At 48.7% G+C, this 13,769-nt stretch carries 12 protein-coding genes; 3 read left to right on the top strand and 9 right to left on the bottom strand.

From position 1 onward, the window contains the following. Positions 1–121 precede the first annotated feature (121 nt). Positions 122–2,728, bottom strand: coding sequence for a Fe/S-dependent 2-methylisocitrate dehydratase AcnD (gene acnD, locus FTU67_RS10145; RefSeq protein ID WP_127800825.1), 2,607 nt, complete (start codon positions 2,726–2,728; stop codon positions 122–124). 254 nt (positions 2,729–2,982) lie between these two features. Between acnD and FTU67_RS10140 the strand changes: the two genes are divergently transcribed. Together FTU67_RS10140 and FTU67_RS10135 are read left to right on the top strand one after the other, a co-directional pair. Continuing rightward, on the top strand, positions 2,983–3,708 hold the full coding sequence (locus FTU67_RS10140) for a folate-binding protein YgfZ (protein ID WP_160241570.1): 726 nt from the start codon (positions 2,983–2,985) through the stop codon (positions 3,706–3,708). A 316-nt stretch (positions 3,709–4,024) separates the two neighbouring features. Further along, positions 4,025–4,837, top strand: coding sequence for a tetratricopeptide repeat protein (locus FTU67_RS10135; protein ID WP_005175859.1), 813 nt, complete (start codon positions 4,025–4,027; stop codon positions 4,835–4,837). A gap of 58 nt (positions 4,838–4,895) precedes the next feature. Here the strand turns inward: FTU67_RS10135 and FTU67_RS10130 are convergent, their stop codons facing one another. From FTU67_RS10130 to otsB, 8 genes are all read right to left on the bottom strand, one after another. After that, the gene (locus tag FTU67_RS10130; protein WP_016659830.1) at positions 4,896–5,831 is read right to left on the bottom strand and encodes an AEC family transporter; all 936 of its coding nucleotides are present in this window, start codon (positions 5,829–5,831) and stop codon (positions 4,896–4,898) included. Positions 5,832–5,890: 59 nt separating this feature from the next. Continuing rightward, on the bottom strand, positions 5,891–7,015 hold the full coding sequence (locus FTU67_RS10125) for an NADH:flavin oxidoreductase/NADH oxidase (protein WP_016659829.1): 1,125 nt from the start codon (positions 7,013–7,015) through the stop codon (positions 5,891–5,893). Positions 7,016–7,188: 173 nt separating this feature from the next. After that, positions 7,189–7,869 carry a glycosyltransferase family 2 protein gene (locus tag FTU67_RS10120; protein ID WP_180006858.1) on the bottom strand — a complete coding sequence of 227 codons (681 nt, stop codon included), beginning with the start codon at positions 7,867–7,869 and terminating at the stop codon, positions 7,189–7,191. Beyond that, on the bottom strand, positions 7,866–8,480 hold the full coding sequence (locus FTU67_RS10115; protein ID WP_087662250.1) for an SAM-dependent methyltransferase: 615 nt from the start codon (positions 8,478–8,480) through the stop codon (positions 7,866–7,868). Before FTU67_RS10115 ends, FTU67_RS10120 begins: the two co-directional genes overlap by 4 nt. Further along, positions 8,461–9,255, bottom strand: coding sequence for a PIG-L deacetylase family protein (locus FTU67_RS10110; protein ID WP_005175842.1), 795 nt, complete (start codon positions 9,253–9,255; stop codon positions 8,461–8,463). The genes FTU67_RS10115 and FTU67_RS10110 overlap by 20 nt, the downstream gene beginning before the upstream one ends. Next, the gene (locus tag FTU67_RS10105) at positions 9,243–10,220 is read right to left on the bottom strand and encodes a hypothetical protein (protein ID WP_016659825.1); all 978 of its coding nucleotides are present in this window, start codon (positions 10,218–10,220) and stop codon (positions 9,243–9,245) included. Before FTU67_RS10105 ends, FTU67_RS10110 begins: the two co-directional genes overlap by 13 nt. Before the next feature lie 193 nt (positions 10,221–10,413). Continuing rightward, on the bottom strand, positions 10,414–11,844 hold the full coding sequence (locus FTU67_RS10100; RefSeq protein WP_180006859.1) for a trehalose-6-phosphate synthase: 1,431 nt from the start codon (positions 11,842–11,844) through the stop codon (positions 10,414–10,416). Next, complete coding sequence (otsB, locus tag FTU67_RS10095; RefSeq protein WP_168398938.1) at positions 11,795–12,634, bottom strand: trehalose-phosphatase; 840 nt, start codon at positions 12,632–12,634, stop codon at positions 11,795–11,797. Before otsB ends, FTU67_RS10100 begins: the two co-directional genes overlap by 50 nt. A gap of 274 nt (positions 12,635–12,908) precedes the next feature. On the opposite strand from otsB, the gene mutM reads away from it, so the two are divergent. Further along, on the top strand, positions 12,909–13,769 hold the full coding sequence (gene mutM, locus FTU67_RS10090) for a bifunctional DNA-formamidopyrimidine glycosylase/DNA-(apurinic or apyrimidinic site) lyase (RefSeq protein ID WP_160241577.1): 861 nt from the start codon (positions 12,909–12,911) through the stop codon (positions 13,767–13,769).

The following is a 13,769-nucleotide window of genomic DNA, read 5'->3' as shown; positions in this document are numbered from 1 at the left end:
AAACAATATCAATAACTTTAATCCCCCTTACGAAGCAATGCTTCTCACCTTTAAAAAAGGAGGGAGTTCCCCTCTTTTCTAAAGAGGGGCTAGGGGATATTTATACGAGCAACTAGAAAAGTTAAGCCACATTCCCTTCCAAGAAGTCCTGCGCAAAGCGTTGTAATACCCCACCCGCTTCATACACAGAAACTTCTTCTTCAGTATCCAGTCGGCAGGTTACTGGCACTTCCAGAATCTGGTTTTTACCATCAGCCGTGGAACGCTCAATCACAAGTGTTAAAGTCGAACGAGGTGCAATATTACCAATCACGCTATAAAGTTCAGTACCATCCAAACCTAGAGTTTTACGGTCTGTGCCCGGCTTAAACTCAAGCGGCAATACACCCATCCCAACCAGGTTAGTCCGGTGAATACGCTCAAAACCTTCTGCCACAATCGCTTCAACACCAGCAAGGCGTACACCTTTAGCCGCCCAGTCACGGCTTGAGCCTTGGCCGTAGTCTTTACCGGCAACAATAATCAGCGGCTGTTTACGATTCATGTAGGTTTCAATCGCTTCCCACATCCGCATTACTTCGCCTTCAGGCTCGACACGCGCTTTGGAACCTTGCTTAATGGTACCGTCAGAACGTACCACCATTTCATTAAACAATTTCGGGTTGGCCAGCGTTGCACGTTGTGCCGTCAAGTGATCACCCCGGTGGGTGGCATAGGAGTTGAAATCTTCCTCAGGCAAGCCCATTTTCGCCAGATATTCACCTGCCGCCGAATCCAGAATAATTGCATTCGATGGTGATAAATGGTCAGTGGTAATGTTATCGCCCAAAATTGCCAGCGGACGCATATTGGCTAATGTACGCGGTGCAGCCAGCGCGCCTTCCCAATATGGTGGACGGCGAATATAAGTACTTTGCGGACGCCAGTCATATAGCGGACTTGCCGCCTGCTCCACTTCGCCCAAGTCAAACATTGGAATATAGACTTTCTGGAACTGCTCAGGCTTCACCGAGGTTTTCACTAATGCATCAATTTCTTCATCCGACGGCCAAATGTCTTTCAGATAAATTGGATTACCGTTCTGGTCGGTGCCCAACGCATCTTTTTCGATGTCAAAACGGATGGTACCGGCAATTGCATAGGCAACCACGAGTGGCGGAGATGCCAGGAAAGCCTGTTTTGCATACGGATGGATACGACCATCGAAGTTACGGTTGCCCGACAGCACCGCAGTCGCATACAGGTCACGGTCAATAATTTCCTGCTGAATCTTTGGATCAAGCGCGCCTGACATCCCGTTACAAGTCGTACATGCATAAGCGACGATGCCAAAACCGAGTTTTTCTAAGTCTTTCAGTACACCCGCTTCTTCCAAATACAGCGCAGCTGCTTTAGACCCCGGTGCAAATGACGATTTCACCCAAGGTTTACGCACAAGACCGAGCTCATTGGCTTTACGTGCCAGCAAACCTGCCGCAACGGTATTACGTGGGTTTGAGGTATTGGTACATGAGGTAATCGCGGCAATGATGATGGCACCATCTGGCATCAAACCATCGGTACGCTGTTCAACAATACCGGCAATGCCTTTTTCTTTTAAGTCACTTGTGGATACACGTGCATGTGGGTTCGACGGCCCTGCAATATTACGGGTTACCGTTGATAAGTCGAAACGCAGCACACGTGGATATTCCGCCTGTGTCATGTCAGATGCCCAAAGCCCAATTTCTTTGGCATAGGTTTCAACCAGTTTGACTTGTTCAGGCTCACGACCGGTCAGGGTTAAATAGTCGATGGTGTTCTGATCAATATAGAACATCGCAGCGGTTGCACCATATTCAGGGGTCATATTGGAGATGGTGGCACGATCACCCACTGACATGCTGTCCGCACCTTCACCAAAGAACTCTAAATAGGCACCGACCACACGCTCTTTACGCAGGAATTCAGTTAACGCCAAGACGATGTCCGTCGCAGTAATGCCCGGCTGACGCTGACCAACCAATTCTACCCCAATAATGTCCGGCAGACGCATCCAAGATGCACGACCCAGCATCACATTTTCAGCTTCAAGACCACCCACACCGACTGAAATCACGCCTAGCGCATCGGTATGCGGGGTATGCGAGTCTGTACCCACGCAGGTATCTGGGAATGCTACGCCATCACGGTTTTGAATTACCGGTGACATTTTTTCCAGGTTAATTTGATGCATGATGCCGTTGCCTGCCGGAATTACATCGACATTTTTAAAGGCTGTTTTGGTCCATTCAATAAAATGGAAACGGTCTTCATTACGACGGTCTTCGACTGCACGGTTTTTCTCAAATGCATCCGGATCAAATCCACCGTATTCCACCGCCAGTGAGTGATCGACAATCAGCTGGGTTGGCACCACCGGATTGACTTTGGATGGATCACCGCCCTGATCGGCAATGGCATCACGCAGACCGGCAAGATCGACCAGTGCCGTTTGCCCCAAAATATCATGACAGACTACACGTGCTGGATACCATGGAAAATCATGCTCCTGCTTGCGTTCAATCAGCTGGCGTAAGGACTGCTCTAAAATGGCTGGATCACAACGACGCACCAACTGCTCGGCCAGCACTTTGGAGGTATAAGGAAGTTTGGCATATGCGCCTGGCTGAATATCTTCAACGGCTTGTCGCACATCATAATATTCTAGCGGGGTGCCTTGCAGCGGTTTACGGTAGTTGTTATTCATAGCGTACCTGCCTTGTTCTGACTTCTTCTTTCAAAGTTTTGTTGTTTAACATTCATGCTGCTTGGCATTGTACGCTGCCCGAAGCCTATTTCCCAAATTTCATATATTTCATAAACTTAAGTTTAAAATAATACATTTTTGAAAAATTTGGTTACATCTAATAGAAAATTCTGGCCAGAAATATGATTTTTTATGAAAAATAGCGCAAAATTAACCTCATTCTTTAGTATTAGATACGGTTTCGAGATTAGAACATGAGTAATCTGACTTTCTCTGCATTCACTTTAAACGGTGTAGATGCGCAAAAATTCTTACAAGGTCAAGTCACGGTAGATGTCGAAAAACTGCCGCAAACCGAAACCCGTTATACTGCAATTTGTAGCCTGAAAGGCCGTATTCTGTTTGGTTTATGGCTGACCAAACAGAATGCTGAACAGTTTGAAATTGTAGTAACGGCCGATCAAGCTGAAGACTTTGCCAAACACATTAAAAAGTTTGGTGCTTTCTCGAAAATGAAACTGGAAGAAGCCGGTCAGGTTTATCCGGTCGTAAACGGTCTAAACACCCAGTTCACAAGTACTGAACAGGATATTCAAGCATGGCAATTAAAGGCGCTTGAAAGTGGTCAGGCCTGGATTCAGGCCAGCACCGCGGAACTGTTCCAGCCACAGGAACTGCGCCTGCATCAGCGTGAAGGCATTCATTATGACAAAGGCTGTTATTTGGGTCAGGAAGTGATTGCCCGTTTATGGTTTAAAGCCAAGCCAAAACACTGGCTGCATCTGATTCAGGGTACAGGCGATGCTCCGGCTATCGCCAGCAAACTGAACAATGATGTAGAAGTAGTGAATAGCCTGGCTATTGATAGCGGTTATCAAGCTTTGGTGGTAGCAAAACCGGATGCCTTAGCCGAGATGGATGTAACGGTTCTGGATTTACCTGAAGCTTTAAGCGGTGATGTGGCGCGGCCGCAAAATTAAGCGTGTCACTAGCAGATCTATGAAAAACAGCCCAAGTGACACGTGTAACTTGGGTTGTTTTTTTATCCGTCAAAAAAACCACCTTAGAGTGAAGATTTTCATCTAAATACGCAAAAAACGAGACTGATTTACAAATTGAAGCAATCCTTAAATTCAGGATTTTTTTATTATTGTTCCTACGTGGTTTGAAAAAATTACCGGATTCCGATACATCTATATTTACATTCTTTGATTTCATCTTATGATGATGAGTGACAATTTATTCCCCACACATAAATGGAATTATGTGGTTATTGATACAAGGTTTTATACAACGATGAAAAAACTGATTTTGGCAAGTCTGGTTGCCCTTTCGACACAATTTACCCTCGCCAACAGCAATAACAGTATTCCGACCGATCCGGCTTTCGCCAAAATTGAAGCCATGGTCAAAGCCAACAACCTGAGCGGTGCCTATCAGGAATTAGACAAACTGGCCAAAACCGGTAATCCGCAAGCGATTTATAATCTGGGTTATTTGACCCAAACCGGCCAAGGTACGGCCAAAAATGAAAAGAAAGCCATCGAGCTATATGAGCAGGCCGCGAAAAAAGGCTATCCGGTGGCGAATTATGTACTCGGTAAAAACCATCTGACCGGCACTTTGGGTCTAAAACAGGATACCAATAAAGCCAAACAGTATTTGCAAAAAGCTTCATCACAAGGCTTTCATGATGCCACCATTGATTTAGCGGTGGTGTATTTCTCTGAAAACAAAGCCGATTCAGATAAAAAAGGCCTGCAATTACTGGAACCCCTCATTAAAAAAGGCAACAATCAGGCCATTCATGCCAAAGCCTTATATGACATTAGCCTGGGCTTTAAAAACAAAAATGAAGCACCCATTCAGCAAGGCTTAAAGAGCATTCAGGATTTAGCACAAAAAGGCTATATTCCAGCGCTGATGGCGGTCGGCAATATGTTTACCAATGGCAACATCGTGCCACAAAACCTGCCGGAAGCGAAAAAGATTTTCTCTGCCCTAGCCAAGGAAAATGTCCCGCAAGCCAAAGAATCGCTGGCTGTGGTGGACAAGATGATTGCCGATCAAGCCAAGAATCCACCAAAAGCAGCAGCCAAGAAAAGCTAATGCGGCTGACCGAAAAAAGCCCGATGACCGGGCTTTTTTATTTGGGATACATAAAGATTTAAAGAAAATGCGATGACTGACTTAACCAGAAAGCCACCCCGATTAAACCCAGGACCGTACTCATAATTAAAGGCTGGAGTGCCTGTTCATTCAGGCCATAATTCTGGCCAAAAATCCCAAAGGCCACAGGCATCGGCAATGCCGCCAGCAACGTACCAACAAACAGCATTTCTGAGCTGACATTGGGCAAACTCCACAACAAGGTGAAAATAACCAGCGGCATCAGCAGGACTTTCATCCCGACCAGCAGCACACTTTGCAGATTGACCGAATGCAGGCGCATTCCGACCAGACTGCCGCCAATCACAAATAAAGCCAACGGCGAGGCAGTTTTGCCGAGCATCTCCAGAATCTGATTGATGCTGTCCGGTAGTTTTAAATTGAGCAAGACACAGGCCATCCCGGCAATAATCGACAGAATCACCGGATTTTTTAGCAAACTTTTTAAGGTTTTCAGATATAACGCCGAAAGATGATGGTTTTGCTTTTGCAAACCGGCTTCGGCCAGAAACAGCACCATCGCCACAATAATCAGGTTTTCAATAATTAGAGTTAATGACAGATAAATGGCGGAATGACTGCCAATCAGCAGGGTTAAAATAGCCGTGCCAATAAAGCCGGTATTGGACATCGACGCGCCCATCGACAGCACACTGGCGTGGGTCAGGCTATGCCGGAAATAGGTTTTATAAATGACTAACGCCAGAAAAAACAGGATCAGCGAGCCCAGTCCATAACCAATAAAATAACCGGGATGCCAGATTTCGGCCAGGTCTTTACTGGCCAGGGCATACAGTAAAAAGGCTGGCAGTGAAACCTTCATCACAAACTGGCTCAGGGCCTGAATATGCGTGGCCGCCAGAAAATTGGTACGTACGCTGCTATAGCCCAGCGCCAGTACTGCCACCAAGGGCAGTAAAATATTCAGCAACAAAAGTGCCTTCCTTCTCTAGAACGAGATCTAAAATGCATCATCCCTGATGCTGCTGTTGCTTATTCCTGAACAGGAAATGGATGGAACAAATCTTTCAAGCCATGCGGCTGACAGCGCAAGTATTGCGGCGCGATGGCAATCTGCCCGCCCAGTTCAGCGGCGGCATGCCACGGCCAACGTGGATCATAAAGCATCGCTCGTGCCAGACCAATGGCATCTGCATACTGATTTTGCAGAATTTCTTCAGCCTGCACCGCTTCGGTAATCAGGCCCACAGAAATCACCGGAATACGATGCACCGCCTGTTTAATGGCATGAGCAAAAGGCACCTGATAGCTTGGCCCGATCTCGATACTCTGCTGGGCATGCAGACCGGCACTGGACACATGAATATAAGCCGCACCCAACTGTTCCAGCGCTTTAGCCACCCCAACCGTAGACTGGATATTCCAGCCGCCCTGCGCATCCATCCAGTCGGTAGCAGACAGACGCACCCCAATCGGATAACCTTCTGGCACCACCTGTTTCATGGCCTGGAATACCTCCAGGGTTAAACGAATCCGGTTTTCAAAACTGCCGCCATATTCATCATCGCGGACATTGGATAACGGCGACATAAACTGATGCAACAGATAGCCATGGGCAGCATGGATTTCAATTAAATCAAAGCCGGCATCCACTGCACGTACCGCAGCACTGGCAAAGTCGGCAATCACCTGTTCAATTTCATTCAGACTTAGTGCATGAGGGGCATGATCGGTCGGGTTAAACGGCAAATTACTGGCCGATACGGTTTGCCAGCCCTGGGCATGATCCGGCGCAAACTGGTCCTTGCCCAGCCACGGTTTATCGGTAGATGCCTTACGTCCGGCATGTGCCAGCTGCACCGCAAATGGCATTGGTGACAAGGTTTTGACTTTGGCCAGCAAGGCTTTCATCTGCGCACGCTGCAAATCATTCCAGAGGCCTAAATCGGCATAGCTGATCCGCCCTTCTGGCTGCACCGCCGTGGCTTCAATAATACATAAACCGGCACCCGACAAGGCATAGTTGGCCCACTGCTGCTCATGCCAATAGCTGAGCTCGCCTTTGTCATTAGCCGAATATTGGCACATGGGGGCAATAATAATTCTGTTGTCTAATTCAAGCGTGCCAAAATGGATAGGTTCAAATAATAATGCCATGGGGCGATCCTGCCTTATGATTTTCATGAAAATTATTCTAACCGAGATAGACGGCCGAATTGGCTAAAAGCTGTTTATTTTTACCGCTTTATGTAACTGAATTAAACTGTGGCGTTGATCAAAATACGCTGCGTTTTTGTCAGGCCGATGACAGCCATTTTTTGCACGATCGCTCACACTTCAGACGCAGCGCGACAAGCCTGTTCCAGCCGGTTCAAATAGGCGGCAAAACCATCACTGACCCGGCTGTCCAGACGACTGCTGGTGGTGACCCGTACCTGGTTGCTCCAGACAATCGGCAGGTTTAAGCACTGCATCTGCTCGACCAGCTGCACATCTTCATGACAGCTGCTGGCCTGAAAACCACCGGCTTTTAAATAGGCCGCAGCAGAAAAACTGAGATTGGCCCCATGCACATGCCGATGGTCCATTTTATCCTGATAATGGCGCAGATATTTCTGCCGGGCGGCCGCAGATAAAGGCGACCAGTCTTTAATTTCAACCACGCCACAAATCAGTGCTGCCGGCTGATGGGCATATTGTGCAGATAACCACTGCGCATCAACCTGGGTATCGGCATCGGTACAGGCAATCCAGTCAGCACCTTTGGCAATCATGGCGCGCACGCCCAAATCCCGTGCCTTACCAACACAGCGTACTTCACAACACAAGTAGTCGATTCCGGCCTGTTGTACAATTTCAACAGACTGATCATCACAACTGTCCAGCACCACCAGCACCTTGACTTCAGACACAACGGGCGGTAATTGTGCAATGGCGTGCTGAATAGCCGCCAGACAGGCGCCCAGCGTTTCGGCTTCGTTATAGGCAGGCACCACCACCGCCATCCTCATATCAGTCCCTCCCGCGCAGCCACAGATTGTGCATCTTGAGTCCAGAGATCGAGCAGAAAATCCGGATCATTCATCTGCAAATAATGATGCAGCACCAAGTGTTGCCTTAAACAGGCATGTACCTGATCGCCATTCAGCTCAAAGCCTGCAATCGGGTAACGCCAGTGACAGGCCAGCAGCGTACCGTCTGCACTTAAACACTGCTGCAGCTGCTGCATTAGCTGCACTAATTCGGCCGGACGCAGGTAATAGGCCACTTCACTGAGAATAATCAGATCAAATAGACTATCATTTTCCAGCGCCAGATGGGTTTCAGGGACACGTTGTTGCCTCACCTGCACATGCGCAAACCTCGCCAGACGGGCCTGTGCCAGTTCAACCGCACGACGGTTGGCATCTACACAGATGAGCTGCTGACAACGCGGAGCCAGCAATTCACTGAAGATGCCATTGCTACAGCCAATTTCCAGTACCCGCTGAAACCGCGCCTGCGGCAAGGCCGCCAGACACAGCTGCCGTTTACGCTGCTCATACCAGCGCTGCTGATAGTGCCAGGGATCATCATTGTCCTGATACAGCTGGTCAAAATAGTCATCCGTGTTCAGTCGCATCAATATAGACCTCGTACGGGATTAAGAGTCGTGAAATGGTTTTTGCCGATAAAATTGGCGGCTGGTGAATAGTGTCATCAGCCTCGATCTGAGTTTTAAAACACTGAATCGCCTGCTGTTTTAAAGCCAGCTGCTGTGCAGTTAAACGGAGTTTTCGTGCCTGCGCCCAGGGAATCCGTGCATCTGCCGGTATGGCCCAATGCCAGGCCCAAATCAGCACCTGATAACAGCGCTGCCGGTGCTGTCTAGCCCAATGCTGCACCACCCGTCCGGTGGCTTCATGATCGGGATGGCCATCTTGAGCGAAGGTGGTCACCAGAATATCCTCAGGCTGCACCCAGTTTTGTAGCTGCTGCAACAGTTCGGATTCAGCCTGCATCACCTGGCCATCTGCAATGTTCAGGGCAATGCGCTGGACCTTATGTTCCAGTCCCAGCACCGCCAAGGCATTCAGACTTTCTTGTGGCCGCAGCACATTCAGCTGCTCAACGCTATAACGTTTTGACCGAGGATGGCTGCCGGTACCATTGGTTACTGCAACCAGCAGCAGTTCACGCCCTGCCGCGGCCAGTTGCTGCATCAGACCCGCACAACCGAGAATTTCATCATCGGGATGTGGCGCGAAAATTAGTACCCGGCCACGCTCAGGAAAGTGCTGCGTCAGATTCAAATCCGGCAGCCCGGTCAGTCCGGACCAATTGAGCCACTGCGCCTGATCGGTACCGCTACCATAGATTTTCCGGTCACCGACTACCGGATCGATCAGAGTTGCCATGTTTGCCCCTCCTGTAGCGATAAGCGGCCAATTGCAGCCAGATCAAAAGCAGCATGACTCTGGCGCAAAAATACCGGCAAGTCGGCAGCCAACCGGGCAAAATGTGCCTGCTCGCAAAAAGGTCGTGCGCCTAGCGCTTTTCCGACCTTTTCCAGTACCAATAGCGCAGTATCCTCAACTTGGGCGCGTAACATCCGGATGATCAGTTCATGGCTGTGTGCCGGCGCTGCATCTATCTGGGCAGCCACATGGGTAAAAAACTGTCGTGTCACGGCCAGTCGGGTACTGACTTCGCCCAAGTACAATTCATGATAGGCATGGGTTTTCTGCTGCACATGCTGCTGTAAATATTCAGCCAGACGTACTGTAGCACCATACCAGCAGGCCGCAACACCGGCTGCACCATGCCAGAAGCCCGACCGATTCAGATAATCTCCGGGTTGTGCAATGCGTGTGGCTGGAGTGTGCTGAAAATGAACAGTTGCTGTGGCCGTCTGCTGCATACCGATGGCTTGCCAACTGCTATCATCTACTTGGATTGAAGGCTGCTGCATCTCGACCATCAATAATTGTGACTGGCCATCTGCACCGCGATAAGTCATTAAACCAAAATCCACCGCATATGCCGCCGAGCACCAAGCCTTATAACCGGAACAATAGCCCTGCTCATACTGTACAGGTTGTGGATGGCCTTCCGCGGCCCAGACTGCCCACCAGCCCGCCGGAACGGACTGAATCTGTAGTTCGTTTAAAATACTCAGCGCATCGAAATGTGATTCCAGCCATTTCACCAAAGTTAAATCGGTGGCCGCAACTTTGGCCAGCAGTTGCCAGCGCAGCAGGGTTTGCCCCCTGCCCGGATGAGGAAATTCAGGTGATACTGCCAGCAAACGGCGTAGTGTGGTGACGTAATCTTCGGCGGTAGGCGCTGTCTGCTGTTCAAATTCAGCCAGAATCTGGTCCATAGTGGTTCTATATTCCAAATATATAATTGTTCTCAATCTATCCGGTTGTCATCATTGCCAGCACAGTGACCACAAGCGGGCATGAGTAGCCAAACTTGCAGTCACAGTACGGCGATGTTGATGTTTTTAACTGATGACCCTGTTTAGATTTAGCACGTGGCTGGGCAGATAAATATTGAAAATTGTTAACGTATTAGTGAATCACCGGCGAGACCTGGGCGCGAAGCGGCATCTTGTAGTGATACAGGAAGCTGTTATGGCGCAGATCATTTAAGAAAGTAGTATGCCAGTCGGCAATATCAAATTTTTTCAGACCATCCATTAAGCGACTGTAACGCTGTATCCGCTCTGCTCGCGGCATCTCCAGTGCCTGTTTCAGGGCTCGCGTCATGGCCTCGCGGTCATGTGGATTCACAATCAGCGCATCCGGCATCTGGTCTGCAGCACCAGCTTTATCGGACAAAATCAGCACGCCCGGATCATTGGCATCCTGAGCGGCAATATATTCTTTGGCCACCAAATTCATACCGTCTTTTAAAGAAGTGACCCAGCAAATATCCGACTGGCGGTAAATTTTCATCAGCACTTCATGTGCCAAGGTCTGATGACTGCAATTCACCGGCAACCAGTCTGCTGTAGCATATTGGCTGTTAATGGCGGCAATCTGGTCTTCTAAACGCTGGTACAGGCGCTGATAGGCGGGAATATCCATGCGGCATGGACAGGCAATTTGCAGGTCCACCACCTGCTGGTGATATTCAGGATAAGAAGCCAGGAAATGGGCAAAAGCATCAAAACGTTCTAGCAGCCCTTTGGAATAATCAATCCGGTCAACGCCGATAATAGTTTTTTGTTGGGCCAGGGAGTCAAAATCAAAGATATCTTGGGTGCTCGTTAAGGGCTGAGCGGCCGCGTGCTGGATGAGGTCTGGATTCACCCCAATGGGGTAACTCTTCATCATGGTCAGCTTATTCTGATAACGTAGGATATAAGGATGAATTTCCTCACCACTGAGCATGGTCTGGCAAATGCGCATACATTGCTGCTGATCGCGCTGGGTTTGCAGTCCAACTACATCATATTCACAGAGGTCTTGCAGTAAACGTGATGCCACCGGAATTTCCCGCCACACCGCTTCATGGGCAAAAGGAATATGCAGGAAAAAACCAATCTTGTTATGCATGCCTAACTGGCGGCAATGCCGGGCGATACTGAAAAAATGATAATCATGCACCCAGATCACATCATCCGGCTCAGCAATCGCCTGTAGCTGTTCGGCAAACATGCGATTGACTTCCTGATAAGTCAGATATTCGTCTGTGGAGTATTCAATTAAATCGCTGCGATCATGCATGGCCGGCCACAAGGCATTGTTGGCAAAGCCACAGTAATATTGCTGGTACTGCTGTTCAGTTAAGGGGCTGGTCAGATATTCCACCCCCTGATGCTGCACCGAGTCGAATTTCAGCTGGGAAAATTGCTCGACTCTTTCACCATTCCAGCCCACCCAGACCCCGCCAATATCATGCAGTGCATCTTGCATGGCCACCGCCAGACCACCTGCGGCTTTTTTTTCAGGATTCGGTAAACTGACCCGATTGGATAACACGATTAGCTTTGACATTTTTACCCTCACATCCTCTTTTGATGGTCATTGCTCCTGTTTCGCAATGTATTTTTATTAAATGCAGCAACTCCGCCACCGCTTGGGTATTGGCCAGCCGATAGCGGGCCAGTGTCTCGCCTTCACCAACTTTAATACTCAAACCCTGATGCTGATTGACCACGGCAAATCCATCTTCATCCGTCACATCATCACCAATAAAAATGGGAAAAGTGCTGTTTTCTGGCATTGCTTCCAGTAAGCGACTAATTGCAAAACCTTTACTCGCTTGCTGAGGCAAAAGCTCGACCACACACTTGCCCTGCTTGAGCTTAAGTTGAGGATAACGCACTTGCAGCACCGCCATAATCTGCTGTGCAACCGGCGCAAGCTCTGGATATTCCCGGTAGTGCAGGGCTACCGAAAACTGCTTATCCTCAATACGTAAATTCGGGTAGGCGCGACAGGCCTGACTCAGGTCTGCCCGGAGCTGCTTATAATTAATATGACTTAAATCAAGTTGTAATTTCTTTGTACTATTCCACCAAATTTGTAATCCATGTAACTCAGCAATCGGCAGCGGTAACTGCTGTAACAGCTGTCTGGCCATCTCAATGGAACGGCCAGTAACCACACTCACCGGAATCCCCAACTGCAATAATTCGGCCAGGGTGTTTAAAGTCGAGGTAGGAATAAAACTGTGCTGCGGGTCAAGCTGAAAATCGGCCAGAGTGCCGTCTAAATCGAGAAACAGACTTAATTGACGTTGCTGCTGCTGACAGATCTCGATGATGTGTTGCGGCGTATGCATGTTGCTCCTCATCTGGATAACTCATTTTTGTTTTGCCCTATCTTGGCGTTTTTTTGTGGGCGGCATGTGATTTTCAACATTAATGATGTGCAGGCTTACATTTTTTTACCTGGACGCTGAATCGCTTTTATTTTTCTGTGAATGTTCAGTTTGAGCCGCAAGACTGATCCGGCTGCGCGGTACGGCAATTCACTTTATAATGCAGCCTTGCTCTGTCTTGTATTTTTCAAGATTCAACCCGATATTAGCTGCATCCTCATGCCGAAGCCTGTCCATGCCTGAATTACCTGAAGTTGAAACCACCAAAACCAGTTTATTGCCGCTGCTAGAACAGCGCGTGCATTCCGTGCAGGTACGCCAGTCCAGCTTACGCTGGCCAATTCCAGACGATCTACAAAAACTGGTCGGGCAAAAACTGCTGAACCTGACCCGTCGCTCCAAATATATTCTGGCCCAGTTTGAACAGGACAGCATGCTGTGGCATCTGGGCATGTCCGGCAGCTTCCGCCTATGTGAACCCGAGGCCGAACTGCGCAAACATGACCATCTGATTATCCAGTTTGATGATATTCAGTTGCGCTACCACGACCCGCGCCGTTTTGGCTGCATTCTCTGGCTAGATGAAAACTCGCAAAGCAAACTGATTGATACGCTCGGGCCTGAACCTTTAAGTGATGCTTTCAATGCTCACTATCTGGCCGATAAACTGAAAAACAAAAATGTCGGCATTAAAATTGCAATCATGGATAACCATGTGGTGGTGGGCGTGGGCAATATTTACGCCACAGAAAGTCTGTTTAATCTGGGCATTCACCCGGCACAACCGGCGTCGAGCTTAAGTCTGGAACAGATTGAGCAGCTGACCCTGGAGATCAAACGGATTTTAAAACAGGCCATTGATTTGGGTGGATCGACCTTACGCGACTATAGCAATGCCATGGGTGAAAATGGCTATTTTCAGCAAACCCTGCTGGCCTATGGTCGTGCCGGTGAAATGTGTGTCAACTGTGAAACCACACTGGAAAACCTCAAGCTTGGTCAGCGCGCCTCAGTGTTTTGCCCGGAGTGCCAACCGCTGAAGAAAGTCAAACTGGCTCGTCCTAAAACCAGCAAGCCAAAACATACAGCGAGGTAA

The organism is Acinetobacter sp. YH12132, from assembly GCF_013418645.1.
Taxonomy (GTDB): domain Bacteria; phylum Pseudomonadota; class Gammaproteobacteria; order Pseudomonadales; family Moraxellaceae; genus Acinetobacter; species Acinetobacter indicus.
This window is presented reverse-complemented; position numbering and strand designations above follow the sequence as displayed.

Bases quoted from the DNA above. Each gene is read 5' to 3' on its own strand.
- acnD (WP_127800825.1), bottom strand. From the start codon at position 2,728: ATGAATAACAACTACCGTAAACCGCTGCAAGGCACCCCGCTAGAATAT.
- FTU67_RS10140 (WP_160241570.1), top strand. From the start codon at position 2,983: ATGAGTAATCTGACTTTCTCTGCATTCACTTTAAACGGTGTAGATGCG.
- FTU67_RS10135 (WP_005175859.1), top strand. From the start codon at position 4,025: ATGAAAAAACTGATTTTGGCAAGTCTGGTTGCCCTTTCGACACAATTT.
- FTU67_RS10125 (WP_016659829.1), bottom strand. From the start codon at position 7,015: ATGGCATTATTATTTGAACCTATCCATTTTGGCACGCTTGAATTAGAC.
- FTU67_RS10120 (WP_180006858.1), bottom strand. From the start codon at position 7,869: ATGAGGATGGCGGTGGTGGTGCCTGCCTATAACGAAGCCGAAACGCTG.
- FTU67_RS10115 (WP_087662250.1), bottom strand. From the start codon at position 8,480: ATGCGACTGAACACGGATGACTATTTTGACCAGCTGTATCAGGACAAT.
- FTU67_RS10110 (WP_005175842.1), bottom strand. From the start codon at position 9,255: ATGGCAACTCTGATCGATCCGGTAGTCGGTGACCGGAAAATCTATGGT.
- FTU67_RS10105 (WP_016659825.1), bottom strand. From the start codon at position 10,220: ATGGACCAGATTCTGGCTGAATTTGAACAGCAGACAGCGCCTACCGCC.
- FTU67_RS10100 (WP_180006859.1), bottom strand. From the start codon at position 11,844: ATGTCAAAGCTAATCGTGTTATCCAATCGGGTCAGTTTACCGAATCCT.
- otsB (WP_168398938.1), bottom strand. From the start codon at position 12,634: ATGCATACGCCGCAACACATCATCGAGATCTGTCAGCAGCAGCAACGT.
- mutM (WP_160241577.1), top strand. From the start codon at position 12,909: ATGCCTGAATTACCTGAAGTTGAAACCACCAAAACCAGTTTATTGCCG.